This window comes from Streptomyces sp. NPDC057307, assembly GCF_042667665.1.
In the GTDB taxonomy this organism is placed as follows: domain Bacteria; phylum Actinomycetota; class Actinomycetes; order Streptomycetales; family Streptomycetaceae; genus Streptomyces.
In genome coordinates this window covers 1-18650 of sequence record NZ_JBHUZM010000144.1, presented here as the reverse complement: position 1 = coordinate 18650, position 18650 = coordinate 1, and the positions used below count along the sequence as shown (strand labels likewise).

The window sequence follows — 18650 nt, the reverse complement described above, 5'->3', positions numbered from 1 at the left end:
GCTATCCGCCGGGCCGGGCACTGTGACAACAGCCGCTCAGCAGGTCAGATCGCGGCCCGGCGCGGTGCGCAGCACACGCGTGAACTGCTTGTACAGCTCGACCCGGTGTTCCATCTGCGCGGGGTTGCCGCCGTTGCACTCGGCGGATCCGTTCAGGCTCCAGATGGTCTGCCCGAAGCCCTTCTTGTTCACGATCGCGTCGTGCCCGGTCATCGTGCCCGGCCCGGACTGGGTGTTCCAGTACCAGAGGGCCGTCATCCAGGCCACGGCCGGATCGGTCTCGACGAGCCACGGGTTGTTGAGGAGGTCGAGGCCCAGTGCGTCGCCGGCCGCCTTGTAGTTGAAGTTCCAGCTCAGCATGATCGCGCCGCGCCCGTAGTACGCGTCCCGCCCGGCCGGGCAGCCGTAGGGCTGGGTGTCGTCGCAGAAGATCGGGTACATGTCGGGGTTCTGCGACACCACGTAGAACAGCCCGCCGGTCTCATGGCTGATGTTGGCGAGGAAGGCCGCCGCCTCCTGCTTGCGGGTCGTACGGCTGCCGGTCTTCGCGAAGGCGGGGTACGCCTCGGTGGCCTCGATGAGGCCGTCGTACGTGAAGAACGGATCCCGGTCCGGGAACATCCGCTCGAACTGGGTCTCGCTGACGACGAAACGCGGCTTGTGGTGCGCGCCTCGCGCCCCGTCGACCGCGGCTGCGGGCAGCGCGGCGACGAGCAGTCCGCAGACCAGCAGCAGGGCGGCCATGACGGCCGTGGTGCCTCTTCTCAACACTGCTTCACTCCTGAACGGTGTGGGGACGTTCACGGGACAGCGCTCATCCACAACTGCCTTCCAGGAGAGTGCAGTTACGCGGACACCGCCGCGCAGAGGCTACGGGCAGGGACCCCTCGAAGGAAAGGTCCATACCAATTCTTTGGAGAACGGAGACTGGGAGAACAGGAGAGGGGAGAACGGTGATCCGTCACTTCCCCGGCAGTACCCGGACCTCCGCGCTCGGCGGCAGCTTGTCCCACCAGTGGCCGTAACGGCTGTAGACCCCCGGCTCCCGCCCGGCGAGCAACGCCGTCAGCGACCGGGCCTCCGCCGCGAGGCCCGCCCAGGTCTCCTCCGGCAGCGGATGGAAGGCCCGCGCCTCGATCCCCTCGGCGACCGGGCGCCAGACCCCGGCCACGTACCCGTCGACCAGGAGGGTCGGCAGCACATCGCCGTTGATCCGGATGACGAGCCTGCGGTAGTCCGGTGGCAGGAGCCGGCTCCGGTCGGAGTAGGCCAGCAGCGTGCTGTCCCACATCGCCATCAGCCGGGGCGGCGCCGGCGTGTCGCCGTCCGGGCGCGACGCGCCCGGCACGTCGTACAGCTCCACACCGTCCGGCCCCTCCAGCACGTCGAGACCGCCCGCCAGGGCCTTCAGGGCCTCTCTGACGCGCCCCCGCCGGACCAGGCCGAACTGCGCCATGTCCGCCACCGACGCCGGGCCGAACCCCTCCAGATAGCGCGCTACCAGCCTCGCCAGCGCCGCCGCAGACGCCTCCTGGTCCCGGAGCCCCGACCACGGACCGGCCGCGACGTACGACGGCCGGGAGCCGAACGACCACGGTGTCCCGGTGGGTACGTGCAACAGCGGCGCGTATCCCCGCAGCCCGCGCCACGCCCCGGGACCGGGCGGGGCGCCGAGCCGCTCCGCCAGCCACACCTCCAGCTCGGCGGCGGTCCGCGGCCGGTCCGCGTGGCCCAGCAGCGCGGGCACGAGCACATCGGCGTCGTCGAGGGTGAGTCCCGTCGCCGTGAAGCGGCTGTCGAGCCTGCCGCCGCGCAACGTCGGCTCCACCGCCTCCCGGAACGTCCGGTGGTCGTCGGCGTGCACGGCGTGCAGCGTGATCCGCATCAGCGTCGCCTTCACCACCTCGTAGCCGGTGAAGGCGGCGTCGAGAGCGGCCGGATCGAAGTCGGTCGTCCTGTTCCACAGCGCGACGTACGGCGAGGCCGCGTGCTGGGCCTGGAGGGCGACGACGCGGCGGACCGCGGCGGCGACGCCGAGCGGTTCCCGGCGCAGGAGGAGCTGGCGGGCGAGGGTGGAGCGGTTCAGCTCCCGTGCGGTGATCTTCACCGGGGGATTCTCCCGCCCGGGGGCCGTCGAACGCCACCGTCGGCGGCCGGTGGTCGCCGTCGGCAACCGGCCACCGACGGCAGCTCGCGCCAACCTCCGGAACGACCCACTCCCGATGCGGGCCGGGCCGCCGGACAGGCCCTAAGCTCGGCCAATGGCCAAGTATTTCGACGTACATCCCGAGAATCCCCAGCGGCGCACCATCACCAGCGTGGCCGAGAGCATCCGGTCCGGCGCGCTCATCGCGTACCCCACGGACTCCTGTTACGCGTTGGGCTGCCAGTTGGGCAGTCGGGACGGCATCAGCCGGATCCGGTCCATCCGGAACCTCGACGACCGTCACCACTTCACGCTCGTCTGCCAGAACTTCTCGCAGCTCGGTCAGTTCGTGCAGATCGACAACGACGTGTTCCGCGCCATCAAGGCGGCGACGCCCGGCAGTTACACCTTCATCCTGCCGGCGACCAAGGAGGTGCCGCGTCAGCTGCTGCACCCGAAGAAGAAGACCGTCGGAGTACGGATCCCGGACCATGTCGTCGCCCAGGCCCTGCTCGCGGAGCTGGGGGAGCCGCTGCTCTCCAGCACGCTGCTGCTGCCCGACGACGGCGAGCCGATGACGCAGGGCTGGGAGATCAAGGAACGGCTCGACCATGTGCTGGACGTCGTGGTCGACTCGGGCGACTGCGGTACCGAGCCGACCACCGTCATCGACTTCTCCGGCGGTGAGCCGGAGATCGTACGCAGGGGGGCGGGCGACCCCGCGCGGTTCGAGTAGCCGGACGGACGGTTCCGGGCGGCGCGGGAACCCGGCGCGGGATCCGCGGGCCCTTGGCGCGGGAGCCCGGCGCAGACCTGGCGCCGGCCCCCGGCCGGTCTCGCGTCGCCGCCACGGGCCCGCGCGCCTACGCTGGTCTGAGGCTGTCCGGACCGCGCTCCCGACCGTCCGGGCGGAGGAAGGAAGTCCGCCATGGCGATCATCTCGCGCGGATTCCACGGCCGAAGGCCCGCACCCGGCCGGGAACTGCCGCCCGGACAGTACGAGGTCCATGATTTCCCCGTCCTCTCCGCCGGTCCCACACCGCGCGTGACACACGAGGAGTGGGAGTTCACCCTCACCACCGAGACGGGCACCAGGCACACCTGGGACTGGGCGCGGCTGATGGCGATGCCCGGTGAGACGCCCACGGTCGATCTGCACTGTGTGACGAAGTGGTCGAAGTTCGGCACGCACTGGGAGGGTGTCTCGCTCGACCTCCTGATGGCGGACGTCGAGTCGGCGGCCGAGTTCGCCCTGGTCCACTCCTACGGCGGCTACACGACCAACCTCCCGCTGGAGGACCTGCTCGACGGCAAGGCGTGGATCGCCCACCGCTACGACGGTGAGGAGCTGTCCCCGGAGCACGGCGGTCCCGCGAGGCTGCTGGTGCCGCACCTGTATCTGTGGAAGTCCGCGAAGTGGGTGCGCGGGATCGATCTGCTGCTCGACGACGAGCCGGGGTTCTGGGAGGGCCTCGGCTATCACTCCTACGGTGACCCGTGGCGCGAGCAGCGGTACCAGGGCGACTAGCCGCCCCCGGGCGGCTTCGCTGGCTGGTGGCGGAGCTGGTCGACCGGCGTACCGAGTCGCGGACGGCCCGGACGCTGGTGTTCGACGTGCCCGGCTGGCCGGGGCATCTCGCGGGCCAGCACGTCGACGTACGGCTGACGGCGGAGGACGGGTACAGCACACAGCGCAGCTACTCGCTGGCGTCCGCGCCGGACGGCGACCGGATCGAGCTGACGGTCCAGCGAGTGCCGGACGGTGAGGTCTCGCCATATCTGATGGACGGTCTGGAGCCCGGCGACCGGGTGGAGTTGCGTGGTCCGGTCGGCGGGTGGTTCGTCTGGCGGCCGGAGCAGAGCGAGCCGGTACTGCTGGTGGCCGGTGGCTCCGGGCTGGTGCCGCTGATGTCGATGGTGCGGACGCGTGGGGCCGTGGGCGGGCGGGCGCCGTTCCGGCTGCTCTACTCCGTACGCGAGCCGGACGATCAGTTGTATGTGCCGGAACTGCGTCGGGGCGTGCCCGGACTGGACACCTCGTATCTCTACACGCGCAGCGCGCCGCCCGAACACCCGAGGCCGGTGGGCCGGTTGACGGTGGACGACCTGATCGGCCCGGCCTGGTCGGCGGAGCTGCGGCCCACGTGTTACGTGTGCGGGCCGACCGGCTTCGTGGAGAGCGCCGCGTCGCTGCTGACGGGCCTCGGCCACTCCCCCGACCGCATCAGGACGGAACGCTTCGGCCCCAGTGGAGGATGAGATGAACATCGACGCAAGCTCTGACGAGGCGTACGAGCGGAGCGAGGCGTACGAGGACGGCAACGCCCTCGGCGGCCCGCTCTCCGAGATCTTCGCGGTCGACCTGACGGCCGCCGTCGGCCGGTGCGCCGGCTGCGGCGCCACGGGTCCGATGGCCCGGCTGCGTGTCTACGACCGGGCACCGGGACTGGTGGCCCGGTGCCCGGACTGCGCACGGGTGGTGCTCCGGCTGGTCCGGGGCCCGGACACCGCCTGGCTCGACCTCCAGGGCGCCTCTTCGATAAGGATTCCGCTCGGTCCGGCCGACTGACAGGCCGTCAGGCGCCCACCCTTCGTTTGTTCCAGACGTCGAAGCCCACGGCGGCCAGCAGCACCAGCCCCTTGATGACCTGCTGGTAGTCCGTGCCGATGCCGACCAGCGACATGCCGTTGTTGAGGACACCGAGGACGAGACCGCCGATGATGGCGCCGAACACCGTGCCGACGCCGCCGCTCATCGACGCGCCGCCGATGAACGCCGCCGCGATGGCCTCCAGTTCGAAGTTGACGCCCGCCTGCGGGACACCGGCGTTGAGGCGCGCCGCGTAGACGATCCCGGCCAGCGCGGCCAGCACGCCCATGTTGACGAAGACCAGGAAGGTGACGCGCCGGTCCTTGACGCCGGAGAGTTTCGCCGCCGCGCGGTTGCCGCCCAGTGCGTACACGTGGCGGCCGACGACGGCGTTGCGCATGACGTAGCCGAAGCCGATGAGCAGCGCGGCGAGCAGGAGCAGGACGACCGGGACACCCCGGTAGCTGGCGAGTGTCATGGTGAAGGCGAGGACCGCCGCGGCGAGTGCCACGCATTTGGTGAGGAAGAGGTTGCGGGGCAGGACCTCCAGGTCGTACTCCTTCTGACGGCGGCGGTCCCGGACCTCCTGGAGCAGGGCGAAGGCCAGCAGTGCCAGCCCCAACAGGAGTGTCAGATTGTGGTAGTTGGTGGTCGGTCCGAACTCCGGGAGGTAGCCGGTGGAGATCTTCTGGAAGCCCTCGGGGAACGGACCGAGCGAGCGAGACCCGAGGAAGATCTGGGTACCGCCGCGGAAGAGCAGCATCCCGGCGAGGGTGACGATGAACGAGGGGATGCCGACGTACGCGATCCAGAAGCCCTGCCAGGCGCCGGCCACCGCGCCGATGGCGAGGCCGAGTACGAGCGCGAGCACCCAGGGGATGTCGTGTTCGACCATCATCACGGCGCACGCGGCGGAGACGAACGCGGCCAGGGAGCCGACGGACAGGTCGATATGGCCGGCGATGATGACGATCATCATGCCGATGCCCAGGACGAGGATGTAGCTGTTCTGGAGGACGAGGTTGGTGACGTTGTTGGGCTTGAGGAGTACGCCGTCGGTCCATATCTGGAAGAGCACGACGATCAGCGTGAGCGCGATGAGCATGCCGTACTGCCGCATGTTGCGGCGCGCCGCGTCCAGCAGCAGATCGCGCGTGGCGGAGGCGCGCGGGCGTGCGGGCCTGGGCGGCTCCCCCGGAGACCCACCGCCCGGGGACTTGGCGAGGCCGGTGGTGGCCGGACCCATGTCGCGGGCCATGTCGTCAGCCATGTCGGCTACCTCGTGTTCCTGGTCATGTGGCGCATCAGCACTTCCTGGGTCGCGTCCGCGCGCGGGATCTCACCGGTGAGCCGGCCGGCCGCCATCGTGTAGATGCGGTCGCACATCCCGAGCAGCTCGGGGAGTTCGGAGGAGATGAAGACGACGGCCTTGCCTTCCGCGGCGAGCCGGTCGATGACGGTGTAGATCTCGTACTTGGCGCCGACGTCGATCCCCCGGGTGGGCTCGTCGAGCAGGAGAACATCGGGGCCGGCGAAGATCCACTTGCTGAGGACGACCTTCTGCTGGTTGCCGCCCGAGAGCCGGCCGGCCTGTTCGAAGACCGTCGGGGCCTTGATGTTCATGCTCCTGCGGTACGACTCGGCGACCCGGGTCTCCTCGTGCTCGTCCACGATGCCGCGCCGCGCGACCTTCGGCAGGGCGCTGAGGGTGATGTTGCGGCCGATGGTGTCGATGAGATTGAGCCCGTACTGCTTGCGGTCCTCGGTGACGTACGCGATGCCGTGGCCCACGGCTTGGGGCACGGTCTTCGTGACGATCTCCCGGCCGTCCTTGAGGACGGTGCCGCTGATGTTGCGGCCGTAGCTGCGTCCGAAGACGCTCATGGCGAGTTCGGTGCGTCCCGCGCCCATCAGACCGGCGATGCCGACGATCTCGCCCCGGCGGACCTGGATCGAGACGTTGTCGACCACTTTGCGCTGCTGGTCGATCGGGTGGTGCACGGTCCAGTCGCGGATCTCCAGCGCGGGCCGCGCCCCGGGATCCCCGTCGTACGGGGTACGTTCGGGGAAGCGGTGGTCGAGGTCGCGGCCCACCATCCCCCGAATGATGCGGTCCTCGGTGGTCGACTCCGCCCCGACGTCGAGGGTTTCGATGGTGCGGCCGTCGCGGAGGATGGTGACGGAGTCGGCGACCTCCGCGATCTCGTTGAGCTTGTGCGAGATGATGATCGAGGTGATGCCCTGCGCCTGCAATTCCCTTATCAGGAGCAGAAGTTGGGCGCTGTCGCCGTCGTTGAGCGCGGCGGTCGGCTCGTCGAGGATGAGCAGCTTCACCTCCTTGGCGAGGGCCTTCGCGATCTCCACCAGCTGCTGCTTCCCCACGCCGATGTCGGCGACGCGGGTCCCCGGGTGCTCGGCGAGTCCGACCCGCCTGAGCAGCGCGGCGGCGTGCTTCAGCGTCTCGTGCCAGCTGATGATCCCGTGCCTGGCGTGCTCGTTGCCGAGGAAGATGTTCTCGGCGATCGACAAGTACGGGACGAGGGCGAGTTCCTGATGGATGATCACGATGCCGCGCGCCTCGCTGGCGCCGATGTCCTTGAAGGCGCACGGGGAGCCCTGGAACAGGATCTCGCCGTCGTAACTGCCGTGCGGATGAACCCCGCTGAGGACTTTCATGAGCGTGGACTTGCCCGCGCCGTTCTCGCCGCAGATGGCGTGCACCTCCCCCGGGGCGACATTGAGGGTGACGTCGGAGAGCGCCTTGACCCCGGGGAAGGTCTTGCCGATGGAGCGCATCTCCAGGACGGGTGCGGTCACTTCAGGTCACTCGCCTTGATGTACCCGGAGTCGACCAGAACGGTCTGGTAGTTGGCCTTGTCGACGCTGACCGGGTCCAGCAGGAAGGCGGGGACGACCTTCTTCTCGTTGTCGTACGTCTTCTCGTCGTTGACGTCGGGCTTCTTGTCGTTCAGTACGGCGTCGGCCATCTGCACGGCCTGCTTGGCCAGCGCCCGGGTGTCCTTGTAGACGGTCTGCGTCTGCTGCCCGGCGACGATCGACTTGACCGAGGCGACCTCCGCGTCCTGGCCGGTGACGACCGGGTACGGCTTGGCCGAGGTGCCGTAGCCGTCCGACTTCAGGGCGGACAGGATGCCGATGGAGATGCCGTCGTAGGGCGAGAGCACGGCGTCGACGTCCTCGGAGCCGTACGACTTCGTGAGCAGGTCGTCCATCCGCCGCTGCGCGGTGCCGCCGTCCCAGCGGAGCGTGGTGATCTGGTCGAGCTGTGTCTGGCCGCTCCTGACGACGAGCTGCTTCTTGTCGATGTACGGCTTGAGGGTCTTCCAGGCGCCCTGGAAGAAGTAGCGGGTGTTGTTGTCGTCCGGCGAGCCGGCGAACAGCTCGACGGTGAACGGGTCCTGGTCGTCGCCGCCGTCCTTGAGTCCGAGTCTGTCGACGATGTAGTTCGCCTGGAGGACGCCGACCTTCTCGTTGTCGAAGGAGGCGTAGTAGTCGACGTCCGGGCTGCCGAGGATGAGCCGGTCGTAGGCGATGACCTTGATGCCCTGGTCGGCGGCCTGGCCGAGTACGTCGCCCAGCGCCCGGCCGTCGATGGAGGCGACGACGAGGACGTCGACCCCCTTCGTGATCATGTTCTCGATCTGGGACACCTGCTGGTCGACGTCGTCCTCGCCGTACTGGAGGTCGGTCTTGTAGCCGAGCTTCTTGAACTCGGCGACCATGTTGCGGCCGTCGGCTATCCAGCGCTCGGACGATTTGGTCGGCATCGCGATGCCGACGGTGGAGCCCTTGCCGCCTTTCTTCTCCTCCTTGCTCCCGCCCTCGCTGCTCTGGCCGCAGGCGGTCAGCGCGAGGGCGAGGGAGGTGACGACGACGGTGAGTGCGGCGCGGCTGGTGCGCATGGTCATCAGTCCTTGTCCTTAAGGAAGCGGGAAACGGTTGAGCGGTCCGGGGAGGCGCGAGCCGAGCGGCGACATACCGCCGTCGGCGCCGTGCCGGGCGAGCAGGTCGAGGACGAGCCGGCCCCGTCGTACGCGTTCGCGGGCGGTGGCCAGGGTGAGGTCGCGCAGATGGCCGCCGTACGGGTAGATGCCGGGCGCCTTGGAGAGCCCGAACTTGAGGTACAGGGGGGCGCCACGCCGGATCAGTTCGGCGGTCTCGTACATCCGGACGTAGCCGCCGAGGTCGTCGGGCGCCTCGATGTAGAGGTCCATCGGGGCGCGGCTGGCGCGGCGGATCTCGGTGAAGTGGGCGAGGGCGAGATCGGACGGAATGTTGAGGGAGTCGGCGCCCAGGCGTTCATAGACCGCGTACGAGGCGGGGTTGACCGGCCCGATGAGCGCGGACACCTTGAGGGTGGTGTCGGCGGGCAGAACGCCTCGCGTACGCAGCCGGTGCAGTGTCCAGAGCACTCCCTCGTCGGCGACGAGCAGGCATTTGACGCCCAACTCGGCTGCGCGCAGGGCGTCTTCGACGCAGCCGGCGAGGGCGTCGTGGCCACGGGCGCGCAGACCGGCGCCGCCGGAGTCGGTGCGCGTGGCCGCGCCGATGTCCCAGGTGCCGCGCGGGCCGGTGAACAGGCACAGCTCGATGTCGCGCGCGGCGCAGGCGCCGGCCATCTCGGTGATCTCGTCGTCGGTGAGCATCCAGACGCCGCTGCCCTGGCTGATCCGGTGGATCGGCACATCGAGGCGGGTGGATTCCTTGAGGACTTCGGTGAGGGCTTCGGGGCCCTCGACGGAGGGGATCTCGGTGCGCCAGACGCCGCCGTCGGGGAAGGTGTGCGGGGACGCGTCGGCGGGGTGGTCGTCGGGCGCGGCCAGGCCGAGCGCGGCGAGCGCCTGCTCACCGGGGCGGCGGCGGGGGCCGGGGGCTGGTGCGTCGGTCAACGGACATGTCCTTCGGTCGCTGCCTGTCGGTTCGTGAGAGTTGCCGTCTGTTCGATATCTCGAACCATGTTCGGGTCTTGCGGTACGACACTGTCGCGGCGTGCCCTCCCGGCGGGGTCAGGGGCGTAGCAGCACCTTCCCCGTGCCGGGGTCGCCGCCGCCGACGAGCGCGACGGCTTCGGCGTACCGCTCCAGCGGGAACTCGTGGGTGATCAGCGGGCCGGGGTCGAGCAGGCCCGCCGTGAAGGCGCGGACGGCGAAGGACCAGGCGGCCGACGGGGCGCCGAAGACGCTGCGTACGGTCAGCTGGCTCAGCGACAGATGGACGGGGTCGATGCCGGTCGCGCCGGTCGTGAACATGCCGGTGAGTACGACCCGTCCGCCGCGTCGCGCCAGCAGGCAGGACGAGGCCGCCGTGGTGGGGGCGCCCGCCGTCTCGACCACGAGGTCGTAGCGGCCGCGCCGACTCTCGGCCTCCGTGGGGCCGATGACCTCGTGCGCGCCGAAGGCGGGTGCCAGGGCGGCGCGGGTGGCGCGTGGCTCGACAACCGTCAACTCGCCCGGCGCGTAGGCCGCGAGGAACTGGACGGCGAGCAGTCCGAGCGTTCCGGCGCCCACGACGGCGATCCGCTCGCCGGGCTCCGGGCATCCGGCCCGTACGGCTCCGGCGACCACGGCGGCCGGCTCCAGGAGCGCGGCGGCCCGTAGGTCGGCGCCGTCGGCCAGGAGGTGCAACAGCCGTGCGGGGACGGTGACATGGTCGGCGAACGCGCCCGGTCGGGTGAAGCCCGTCTCGTCGTAGCCACTCGTGCAGAGCGAGGTGTCGCCGGCACGGCACCGCTCGCAGGTGCCGCAGGTGCGGAAGCCCTCGGCGACGGTGCGCCTGCCGATGAGCGCCGGGTCCACTCCCCCGCCCACGGCCTCGACGGTCCCGGACCATTCGTGGCCGGGGGTGACCGGGTAGCGGACGTAACCCTGGTCGCGGCGGCCGTCGTACACCTCGCGGTCGCTCATGCAGATCCCGGCGGCGGCGACCTTCACGAGCACCTCACCGGATCCGGGGACGGGCGGCTCGGACTCGACGAGCCGGTGGCCCCCTGGCCGGTCGACGACGACGGCGCGGCTACCGACCCGGCCGGAGCCGCTCATCGGGATGCCTTCGGGTCGCGCTTCTCCCAGCCCTCGGCCCAGAGGTCGAACCGGGCCTGCTGCTGGGGGAATTCGTCCGCCGCGTCGGCGTCGAACTCGACGCCGAGTCCGGGCGCGTGCGAGATCTCGAAGCAGCCCGTCTCCGGGTCGACCTCGGGCGCGCCCGTGACGATCTTCTTGATCTCCGCGTCGGCGAAGTCGTTGAAGTGCTCCAGGATCTTGAAGTTCGGCGTGCAGGCGGCGAGTTGGAGGCTGGCCGCCGTCAGCACGGACCCGCCGACATTGTGCGGTGCCACCAGCACGTAGTGCGTCTCGGCGGTGGCGGCGAGCTTCCGCGTCTCCAGGATGCCGCCGATGTGGCCGACGTCCGGCTGGATGATGTCGGCGGCCTGCGAGGCGAACAGCTCACGGAACTCGATGCGGTCGTGGATGCGTTCACCGGTCGCGACGGGGATGTCCACCTTCTCGGCGACCTTGCTCAGCGCCCGCAGATTCTCCGGCGGTACGGGCTCCTCCAGCCACGCCGGGTCGTACGGGGCCAGTTCACGCGCCAGCCGTACCGCCGTCGCCGGGCTGAACCGTCCGTGCATCTCCAGCATCAGCTCGGTGTCGGGGCCGATCGCGTCCCGTACGGCCTCGATCAGCGACACCGCGTAGCCGGTCCCGGCCCGGTCCAGCTCGAAATGGCCCGTGCCGAACGGGTCGATCTTCAGGGCACGGTAGCCGCGCGCCACGACCGCCCCGGCGGCCCGGTGGTACGCCTCGGGAGTGCGCTCCGTGGTGTACCAGCCGTTCGCGTACGCCTTGACCCGGTCGGTCACCTTCCCGCCGAGCAACTGCCACACCGGGACGCCGAGCGCCTTGCCCTTGATGTCCCAACAGGCCATCTCCACCACGGCGATGCCCGACATCACGATCTCGCCGGCCCGCCCGTAGTCGCCGTACTTCATGCGCCGGACCAGGTCCTCGACCGCGAACGGATCGGAGCCGGCGATGTGGTTGGCCTCGGCCTCGCGCAGATACCCCACGAGCGCGTCGGTCCGCCCGAGCATCCGGGTCTCGCCGACGCCGGTCAGCCCCTCGTCGGTGTGGACCAGGACGTACGTGAGATTACGCCAGGGCGTGCCGACGACATGGGTGCTGATTCCCGTGATGCGCACTGCGGTACCCCTAGAGGTTGTTCGATATTTCGTCAGGCGTTCGAAATGTTGGCGTGACCGTAAACAGGTAGCCGAGGGGTGTCAATGGGGCGTGCGGCCGCTAGCCTTTGTTCGTCATTCCGGTCAATGGCCGGAGTACCGAACACAAGGGGTGGGTGGACGGAGATGGGGCGACTGGTCCCCGCGGTGACGCGGGCGTTCGACATTCTCGAACTGTTCCTGGAGGGCGACGGGAGGCTCTCCGCGCCCGATGTCATCCGCCGGCTGGGACTGCCGCGTACCACCGTGCACGAACTGCTCACCACCCTCGCCGCCCGGTCGTACCTGGAGCCGATCCCCGAGCAGCCCGGCCGATACCGTCTCGGCGTACGGGCCTACCAGCTCGGCAGCCGTTACGCGGAACAGCTCGACCTCGCCGCCGAGGGCGGGCTGGTCGCGCGGGACATCGCGGAGACCTGCGACGAGACCGTGCACGTCGCGATCCTCGAAGACCTCGACGTCATCTACATCGCGAAGGTGGACTCCACCCACACGGTCCGGATGGTGTCGGCGGCGGGCCGCCGACTGCCCGCCCACTGCACCTCGGTCGGCAAGATGCTGCTGGCGTCACTCCCGGAGCCCGAACTCGAAGCCCGGCTCGCGGGGGGCGAGTTGACCGCCATGACCGCCAACAGCATCACCGACCCGGCGGTGCTGCGGGCGGCGCTGGCCGGGATCAGGGAGCGCGGCGTCGCGGTGGAGAACCGCGAGTCCAACTCGGACGTGAGCTGCGTGGCGGCGCCGGTCCGCGACAGGCGGGGGCAGGTCGTGGCCGCGCTCTCGATCTCCGTCCCGATGATCCGCTGGACGGAGTCCCGCGAGGAGGAGCTGGCGCGGCTGGCGACGAAGGGCGCGGAAGCGTTGTCGGCGCGCCTGGGGCATCGGTACCGGTCGGGGATGTAGCGCGTCGCCGCGGGGGCCCTCCGGGTTGCGGTTGCTGGTTGCGGTTTCGTTGCCGGGTCCGTCCCTGCGGGCCGGTGGTCGTTGTCCTCAAGCGCCGGACGGGCTGGGGGTGGTTGCCGTGACCGGTCGTGGTCGGGGTGCGGGCCCTCCGGAGGGATATGTCCGGACGGCGTGACTTACGCCGTCCGGCCATGACCCCGGAGCGGCACCCGGCCACCACCGCAACCCACCCAGCCCGTCCGGCGCTTGAGGACAACCCGACCACCGGGCGGCACCGGTACAACGAACCCCGCCTCAGGGACTTTCCGCTTTGGCGTGACAAAGTATTTACGGTCTCGACAGAAGTCTCTAGTCTTTCGTTCGACGCGTCGACTGGTGACGTACATGACAGGTCATCCGTCGACGCGCGCCCCGCCACAACGCAGCGTCCGCATCCGTCGCCAGACCTCCGCATCCGGATCGAAGGGCCAGCCCCGGCGGTGAACTCCGCCCAGGGACAGGGGTGTTCTTCCCGGTGCGCGAAGTGCCAGGAGGAAGAATGGATCAAAGACCGAGCCGCCAACTGCGCAGATGTCTGCTCAGCCTGCTCACCGTCTCGCTCCTCGCCACCGGCCTCATGTCGACCCCGGCCGCCGCGGCCGACCCCGTCGCCGCCGATCCCGTCACCCGTGAACTGCCGCCGCAGGAGCCGGGGGTGACCCTGCGCGTGTACGACGTGCAGGTGCCGCTGGAGAAGATCTGCGTCCTCAAGCCCGCGCAGACCCCGAACGTCGACAAGCTGATGCCCACCATCGACTGGTCGTCGACCGATGACTTCGGCGGGATCGGCGACAACTTCGTCTCGCAGGTCATCGGCAACATCGACGTCCCGCAGGACGGCTCCTACGCCTTCCGGCTGACCAGCGACGACGGCTCGCGGCTGCTGATCGACGATCAGGTCGTCATCGACCATGACGGTCTGCACGGCGCGGACCCCAAGGACGGCACGGTCACCCTGACGGCCGGTTACCACTCCCTGCGTATCGAGCACTTCGACCGCACCGGCGGCCAGAACATCACCCTCTCCTGGCAGCCGCCGGGCGCCTCGGGCTTCACCGTCGTACCCAACTCCGTGCTGAGCACGGACGCCGATGTCGTACGCGTGACGGCGCCGGGCCGCAAGGAGTGCGAGGGCGTCAGGGACTCCCCCGGCGACGGTCTGCCCCTGAACAGCGTGCACCCCGGCTACACGCTCACCGATCTGCGGCCGAGCGGCTTCGAGCCGCAGGTCACGGCGATGGACTGGCTGCCCGACGGCCGGCTGGCCGTCACCACCTGGGGCGGCACCGACAACGTGACGGGCGAGGTCTACCTCCTCAGCGACGTCACGGGCAGCACGGGGCCGGAGAAGGTGAAGGCCAAGAAGATCGCCGAGGGGCTCCGGGAGCCGCAGGGGATCAAGTACGTCGACGGTTCGCTGTACGTGTCGCAGAAGCATGAGCTGACGGAGCTTCAGGACACCGACGGGGACGATGTCACCAACACCTATCGGAAGGTCGCGACCTGGCCGTACGGCGGGAACTTCCACGAGTTCGCGTTCGGGCTGCTCTACCAGGACGGCTTCTTCTATCTGAACCTGTCGGTCGCGATCAACCTGGGCGGCGCGACGACGGATCCGCAGCCCGCGAAGAACCGCGGCTCGACGATCAAGGTCAACAAGGAGACGGGCGAGGTCAGTTACGTGGCCGGTGGCCTGCGTACGCCCAACGGCATCGGCTGGGGCCCCGAGGGCGACATCTTCGTGACCGACAACCAGGGTGGCTGGCTGCCCTCCTCGAAGTTGGTCCACATCAAGCAGGACCGCTTCTTCAACCACTACACCAACCCGGCGGGCCCGTTCGACGCCAAGCCGGTCACCAAGCCGGTGCTGTGGCTGCCACAGAACGAGATCGCCAACTCCCCCAGCACACCGCTGCTGTTGAAGGAGGGACCGTACGCCGGGCAGATGGTCTTCGGTGACGTCACGTACGGCGGCCTCCAGCGCGGGTACCTGGAGAAGGTCAAGGGCGAGTACCAGGGCGCGGTCTTCCGGATGACGCAGGGGCTGGAAGCCGGCGTCAACCGGATCAGCATGGGCCCGGACGGCGCGATCTACGCCGGTGGACTGGGCGCCGGCGGCAACTGGGGCCAGGAGGGCAAACTCCAGTACGGCCTGCAGAAGTTGACGCCGAACGGCGAGGACGCCTTCGACATCCTGGCGATGCGCGCCAAGCCGGGCGGCTTCGAGCTGGAGTACACCAAGCCGCTCTCCGCCGAGACCGTCGCCGAACTGGTCGACCGGTACGAGGTCGAGCAGTGGTACTACGCCCCGACACCCGACTACGGCGGCCCCAAGATCGACGAGGAGACGCTGAAGGTCCAGTCGGCCACCGTGTCCGCGGACGGCAAGAAGGTCACGCTCGCGATCGACGGCCTCAAGTCCAACCGTGTGGTGCACATCCGCTCACCGCGGCCGTTCAGCGCCGAGGGCGGCGAGACGCTGTGGAGCACCGAAGCCTGGTACACGCTGAACTCCCTGGTCGGTGACGAGCAGCCGAAGACGAGTTACGAGGCGGAGGAGGCCGCGCTGACCGGCGGCGCGCGCGTCGACACCGAGCACGCGGGCCACTCGGGCGGCGGCTTCGTCGACAGCTACGGGACGCAGGGCGCCACCACCACGTTCGACGTGACCACGGCCAGGGCGGGCAAGTACGACGTCGGGCTGCGCTACGCCAACGGTCCGAACCCCTTCGTCGGGGACAAGACGGTGAGCCTCTACGTCAACGGCCGCAAGATGAAACAGACGGTCCTGCCCAGCACCGGGAAGTGGGACGGCTGGGCGACCAAGACCGAGTCGCTGCCGCTCAGCCGCGGGGCCAACACCATCGCCTACCGGTACGACGCGGGCGACACCGGCCACGTCAATCTCGACCTGATCTCCGTCCATCCCAAGGACAGTCGCATCACCCTGTTCGACGGGAAGGACCGGTCGCAGTGGCAGCACAACGACGGCAGTGACGTCCGATGGCCGTCGTCCGACGAGAACTCGATGGAGGTCTGCTGCGGCGACATCCGCACCAAGCAGGCGTTCGGAGACTTCAAGCTGCATGTCGAGTTCCGGGTACCGAAGCTGCCACCGGACGTGACCGGCCAGGACCGCGGGAACAGCGGTGTGTATCTCCAGGAGCGCTACGAGATCCAGATCCTGGACTCGTTCGGTGTCGAGAAGCTCGCCGACAACGAGGCGGCGGCGATCTACACCAAGAAGGCCGCGGATCTCAACGCCGCTACGGCGCCGGAGACTTGGCAGACGTACGAGATCACGTTCCGCGCCGCGCGCTTCGGCGCGGACGGGAAGAAGACCGAGGACGCCCGCGTCACGGTGGTGTGGAACGGCAAGACCGTCCACAACGACGTGGCGATCGACGGGCCCACGGGAGCCGGCGCCCCGGAGACCACGGCCACCGGGGCCATCCGGCTCCAGGACCACGGGAACAAGGTGCGTTACCGCAACATCTGGATCGAGCCCAAGGCGTAGGCGGCCTGACGTCTCGTCACCTCTCCTCGCCCCCGGCCGGTCACGGTCGGGGGCGAGGTTCGTCCTCACTCTCGTCACATTGACGCTATGACCGACCCTTCGATATCGTCATAGCGACGAGAAGAGGTCATCATGGCTGACATCACCAAGCGCCTCGGCCGGCGCCATCTCCGCTCCGCCCCCACCGCCCACATCCGCCACCACCGGCGGGGACGGCTGGTCCACGACGGTACGGGGCTCAGCTTCTGGTTCCGGGCGCTGTCCGCCGCGCTCTCCGAAGTGCCGGTCAACGACCGGGAGTTGGCGATGGCCTTCCATGCCCGTACCGCCGACTTCCAGGACGTCACGGTCCAGGCCACCGTCACCTACCGGATCAGCGATCCCGCGCTGGCCGCCGCCCGGCTGGACTTCTCCCTCGACCCGGACACCGGCGTCTGGCGCGGCGCCCCGCTCGAACAGATAGCGACCCTGCTCACCGAGACGGCCCAGCAGCACGCGCTCGACGTGCTGGCCCGTACACCGCTGGCCGCCGCGCTGTCCGACGGCGTCGCCGCCGTACGCGACCGGATCGACGGCGGGCTGGCGGCCGAGCCCCGGCTGCCCGCCACGGGCCTGGAGGTGGTGACCGTACGAGTCGTCGCCGTCCGTCCGGAGGCCGAGGTGGAACGCGCGCTGCGGACGCCCGCGCGCGAGCAGATCCAGCAGGAGGCGGACCGGGCGACGTACGAGCGGCGCGCCGTGGCGGTGCAGCGGGAGCGGGCCATCGCCGAGAACGAACTCGCCAGCCAGATCGAACTGGCCCGCCAGGAGGAGCAGTTGGTCGAGCAGCGCGGCACCAACGCGCGCCGTGAGGCCGAGGAGAGCGCGGCGGCCGACGCCGTACGCACGGAGGCCGAGGCGGCGCGTCGGGTGCGGCTGGCGACCGCCGACGCCGAAGCGGCCCGCAGGTCCGGCGAGGCACGGGCGACGGCCCAGGCCGACTGGCTGCGGGTGCACGGCGACGCGGACGCGGCGACGCTGCGCGCGCTGGCCGTCGAACGGCTCGCCGAGAACCTGCCGCGCATCGACAGCGTCACCGTCTCCCCCGACGTACTGACCGGCCTGCTGGCGACGCTGGGACGACGGGACGGGGAGCAGACGTGACGCTCGCGCCACGGGCGGTGCTGGTCCATCGCACCACCGAGTACGCGGAGTTGCTGGCCCGGCACGGTACCCATGGTCAGGCCGCCTTCTTCCTCTCCTCCCGCGACCGCGACATCCGCGAGGTCGCCGAACGGCACCGCCGCACGCACCGGGCCCTGGCCGAGGTGGCCGCCGCCGTGCCCCACCGGTGGCGGCAGAGCCGGGTCGAGCGCGCGGATCTGGACCGGTTCCTCTTCGGCCCGGAGGACGTCGTGGTCGTGGTCGGCCAGGACGGTCTGGTCGCGAACGCCGCGAAGTACCTTTCGGGTCAGCCGGTGGTGGGCATCGACACCGATCCCGGCCGCAACCCCGGCGTCCTGGTGCGCCATCGCGCCGCCGACGCGGGCAAGCTCCTGGCCGAGGCGGCCGGGGGGCGCGGCGGCGTCGACGAACTCACCATGGTGGAGGCGGTCGCCGACGACAGCCAGCGGCTGCTCGCGCTCAACGAGATCTGCCTCGGTCCGGCGGGCCACCAGACGATCCGCTACCGGCTGACCGCCGACGGCCGGCCGGCCTCCCCCAAGGCCGGAGGGCCGGCGAAGACCAAAACGGGAGCCGGAATCGGAGCCGAGGCCCAGGCGTCGTCCGGCGTCCTCGTCGGCACGGGCACCGGCGCCACCGGCTGGCTGCGCTCGCTGTGGCAGGAACGCGGCAGCGCACTCGCCCTCCCCGGCCCCGCCGACCGCCGGCTGCTCTGGTTCGTACGAGAGGCGTGGCCCTCCCCCACGACCGGGACCTCACTGGTGTCGGGCGAACTGACCCCCACGGAGCGGCTGTCCCTCACCGTGGAGTCCGACCGTCTGGTCGCCTTCGGCGACGGCATGGAGTCGGACGCGCTGACCCTGACCTGGGGCCAGACGGTCCACGTCGGCGTGTCGGGGACGACCCTGCGGCTGCTCGGCTGAGCGGGCGTGGCCTTGTCCCGCGACGCGTGCGACGGTCTCCCTCGGCGGGTCAGGAATTCAGCGGATTCATCTCTTCCGGCACGGACGGGCCCGGCCCCGGGGTCTTCCCC

The 18650-nt window shown here is 70.0% G+C and carries 16 protein-coding genes; 8 read left to right on the top strand and 8 right to left on the bottom strand.

What is annotated here, in order from left to right:
* Window positions 1–36 precede the first annotated feature (36 nt).
* Entirely contained in the window at window positions 37–744 is a 708-nt protein-coding gene (locus tag ACFUN8_RS31585; protein WP_383645152.1) for a chitinase, read from the bottom strand.
* A 217-nt stretch (window positions 745–961) separates the two neighbouring features.
* Complete coding sequence (locus ACFUN8_RS31580; RefSeq protein ID WP_383645147.1) at window positions 962–2107, bottom strand: winged helix DNA-binding domain-containing protein; 1146 nt, start codon at window positions 2105–2107, stop codon at window positions 962–964.
* Between the two features lie 154 nt (window positions 2108–2261).
* Here ACFUN8_RS31580 and ACFUN8_RS31575 point away from each other — a divergent pair, with 154 nt between their 5' ends.
* The 4 genes from ACFUN8_RS31575 to ACFUN8_RS31560 all read left to right on the top strand — a co-directional run bounded on the left by ACFUN8_RS31575 (window position 2262) and on the right by ACFUN8_RS31560 (window position 4715).
* Window positions 2262–2882, top strand: a complete 621-nt coding sequence (locus tag ACFUN8_RS31575; RefSeq protein WP_382568236.1) for an L-threonylcarbamoyladenylate synthase — start codon at window positions 2262–2264, stop codon at window positions 2880–2882.
* Between the two features lie 192 nt (window positions 2883–3074).
* On the top strand, window positions 3075–3674 hold the full coding sequence (locus tag ACFUN8_RS31570) for a sulfite oxidase-like oxidoreductase (protein ID WP_383645144.1): 600 nt from the start codon (window positions 3075–3077) through the stop codon (window positions 3672–3674).
* Window positions 3644–4405, top strand: a complete 762-nt coding sequence (locus tag ACFUN8_RS31565) for a ferredoxin reductase (protein ID WP_383645142.1) — start codon at window positions 3644–3646, stop codon at window positions 4403–4405. Before ACFUN8_RS31570 ends, ACFUN8_RS31565 begins: the two co-directional genes overlap by 31 nt.
* Before the next feature lies 1 nt (window position 4406).
* Window positions 4407–4715 (top strand): DUF6510 family protein, encoded by a 309-nt coding sequence (locus ACFUN8_RS31560; protein ID WP_383645139.1) that lies wholly within the window; start codon window positions 4407–4409, stop codon window positions 4713–4715.
* A gap of 7 nt (window positions 4716–4722) precedes the next feature.
* Here the strand turns inward: ACFUN8_RS31560 and mmsB are convergent, their stop codons facing one another.
* The 6 genes from mmsB to ACFUN8_RS31530 all read right to left on the bottom strand — a co-directional run bounded on the left by mmsB (window position 4723) and on the right by ACFUN8_RS31530 (window position 11955).
* Window positions 4723–5994 (bottom strand): multiple monosaccharide ABC transporter permease, encoded by a 1272-nt coding sequence (mmsB, locus tag ACFUN8_RS31555; RefSeq protein ID WP_383645150.1) that lies wholly within the window; start codon window positions 5992–5994, stop codon window positions 4723–4725.
* Between the two features lie 17 nt (window positions 5995–6011).
* On the bottom strand, window positions 6012–7553 hold the full coding sequence (gene mmsA / locus ACFUN8_RS31550; protein ID WP_383645137.1) for a multiple monosaccharide ABC transporter ATP-binding protein: 1542 nt from the start codon (window positions 7551–7553) through the stop codon (window positions 6012–6014).
* On the bottom strand, window positions 7550–8665 hold the full coding sequence (gene chvE / locus ACFUN8_RS31545; protein WP_383645134.1) for a multiple monosaccharide ABC transporter substrate-binding protein: 1116 nt from the start codon (window positions 8663–8665) through the stop codon (window positions 7550–7552). The genes mmsA and chvE overlap by 4 nt, the downstream gene beginning before the upstream one ends.
* 12 nt (window positions 8666–8677) lie before the next feature.
* Window positions 8678–9646 (bottom strand): hypothetical protein, encoded by a 969-nt coding sequence (locus tag ACFUN8_RS31540; protein ID WP_383645132.1) that lies wholly within the window; start codon window positions 9644–9646, stop codon window positions 8678–8680.
* A 117-nt stretch (window positions 9647–9763) separates the two neighbouring features.
* Window positions 9764–10795, bottom strand: a complete 1032-nt coding sequence (locus tag ACFUN8_RS31535; RefSeq protein ID WP_383645129.1) for a zinc-binding dehydrogenase — start codon at window positions 10793–10795, stop codon at window positions 9764–9766.
* Window positions 10792–11955 carry a mandelate racemase/muconate lactonizing enzyme family protein gene (locus ACFUN8_RS31530; protein WP_383645126.1) on the bottom strand — a complete coding sequence of 388 codons (1164 nt, stop codon included), beginning with the start codon at window positions 11953–11955 and terminating at the stop codon, window positions 10792–10794. Before ACFUN8_RS31530 ends, ACFUN8_RS31535 begins: the two co-directional genes overlap by 4 nt.
* Window positions 11956–12120: 165 nt before the next feature.
* Here ACFUN8_RS31530 and ACFUN8_RS31525 point away from each other — a divergent pair, with 165 nt between their 5' ends.
* The 4 genes from ACFUN8_RS31525 (at window position 12121) to ACFUN8_RS31510 (ending at window position 18540) form a co-directional block, all read left to right on the top strand.
* Window positions 12121–12897, top strand: coding sequence for an IclR family transcriptional regulator (locus ACFUN8_RS31525; protein ID WP_383645123.1), 777 nt, complete (start codon window positions 12121–12123; stop codon window positions 12895–12897).
* Window positions 12898–13435: 538 nt separating this feature from the next.
* Window positions 13436–16453, top strand: coding sequence for a family 16 glycoside hydrolase (locus ACFUN8_RS31520; RefSeq protein WP_383645120.1), 3018 nt, complete (start codon window positions 13436–13438; stop codon window positions 16451–16453).
* A 132-nt stretch (window positions 16454–16585) separates the two neighbouring features.
* Complete coding sequence (locus ACFUN8_RS31515) at window positions 16586–17596, top strand: SPFH domain-containing protein (RefSeq protein ID WP_383645117.1); 1011 nt, start codon at window positions 16586–16588, stop codon at window positions 17594–17596.
* On the top strand, window positions 17593–18540 hold the full coding sequence (locus ACFUN8_RS31510) for a hypothetical protein (protein WP_383645114.1): 948 nt from the start codon (window positions 17593–17595) through the stop codon (window positions 18538–18540). The genes ACFUN8_RS31515 and ACFUN8_RS31510 overlap by 4 nt, the downstream gene beginning before the upstream one ends.
* Window positions 18541–18650 lie beyond the last annotated feature (110 nt).

Bases quoted from the DNA above. Each gene is read 5' to 3' on its own strand.
- ACFUN8_RS31585 (WP_383645152.1), bottom strand. From the start codon at position 744: ATGGCCGCCCTGCTGCTGGTCTGCGGACTGCTCGTCGCCGCGCTGCCC.
- ACFUN8_RS31575 (WP_382568236.1), top strand. From the start codon at position 2,262: ATGGCCAAGTATTTCGACGTACATCCCGAGAATCCCCAGCGGCGCACC.
- ACFUN8_RS31570 (WP_383645144.1), top strand. From the start codon at position 3,075: ATGGCGATCATCTCGCGCGGATTCCACGGCCGAAGGCCCGCACCCGGC.
- ACFUN8_RS31560 (WP_383645139.1), top strand. From the start codon at position 4,407: ATGAACATCGACGCAAGCTCTGACGAGGCGTACGAGCGGAGCGAGGCG.
- mmsB (WP_383645150.1), bottom strand. From the start codon at position 5,994: ATGGCCCGCGACATGGGTCCGGCCACCACCGGCCTCGCCAAGTCCCCG.
- chvE (WP_383645134.1), bottom strand. From the start codon at position 8,665: ATGACCATGCGCACCAGCCGCGCCGCACTCACCGTCGTCGTCACCTCC.
- ACFUN8_RS31535 (WP_383645129.1), bottom strand. From the start codon at position 10,795: ATGAGCGGCTCCGGCCGGGTCGGTAGCCGCGCCGTCGTCGTCGACCGG.
- ACFUN8_RS31525 (WP_383645123.1), top strand. From the start codon at position 12,121: ATGGGGCGACTGGTCCCCGCGGTGACGCGGGCGTTCGACATTCTCGAA.
- ACFUN8_RS31520 (WP_383645120.1), top strand. From the start codon at position 13,436: ATGGATCAAAGACCGAGCCGCCAACTGCGCAGATGTCTGCTCAGCCTG.
- ACFUN8_RS31515 (WP_383645117.1), top strand. From the start codon at position 16,586: ATGGCTGACATCACCAAGCGCCTCGGCCGGCGCCATCTCCGCTCCGCC.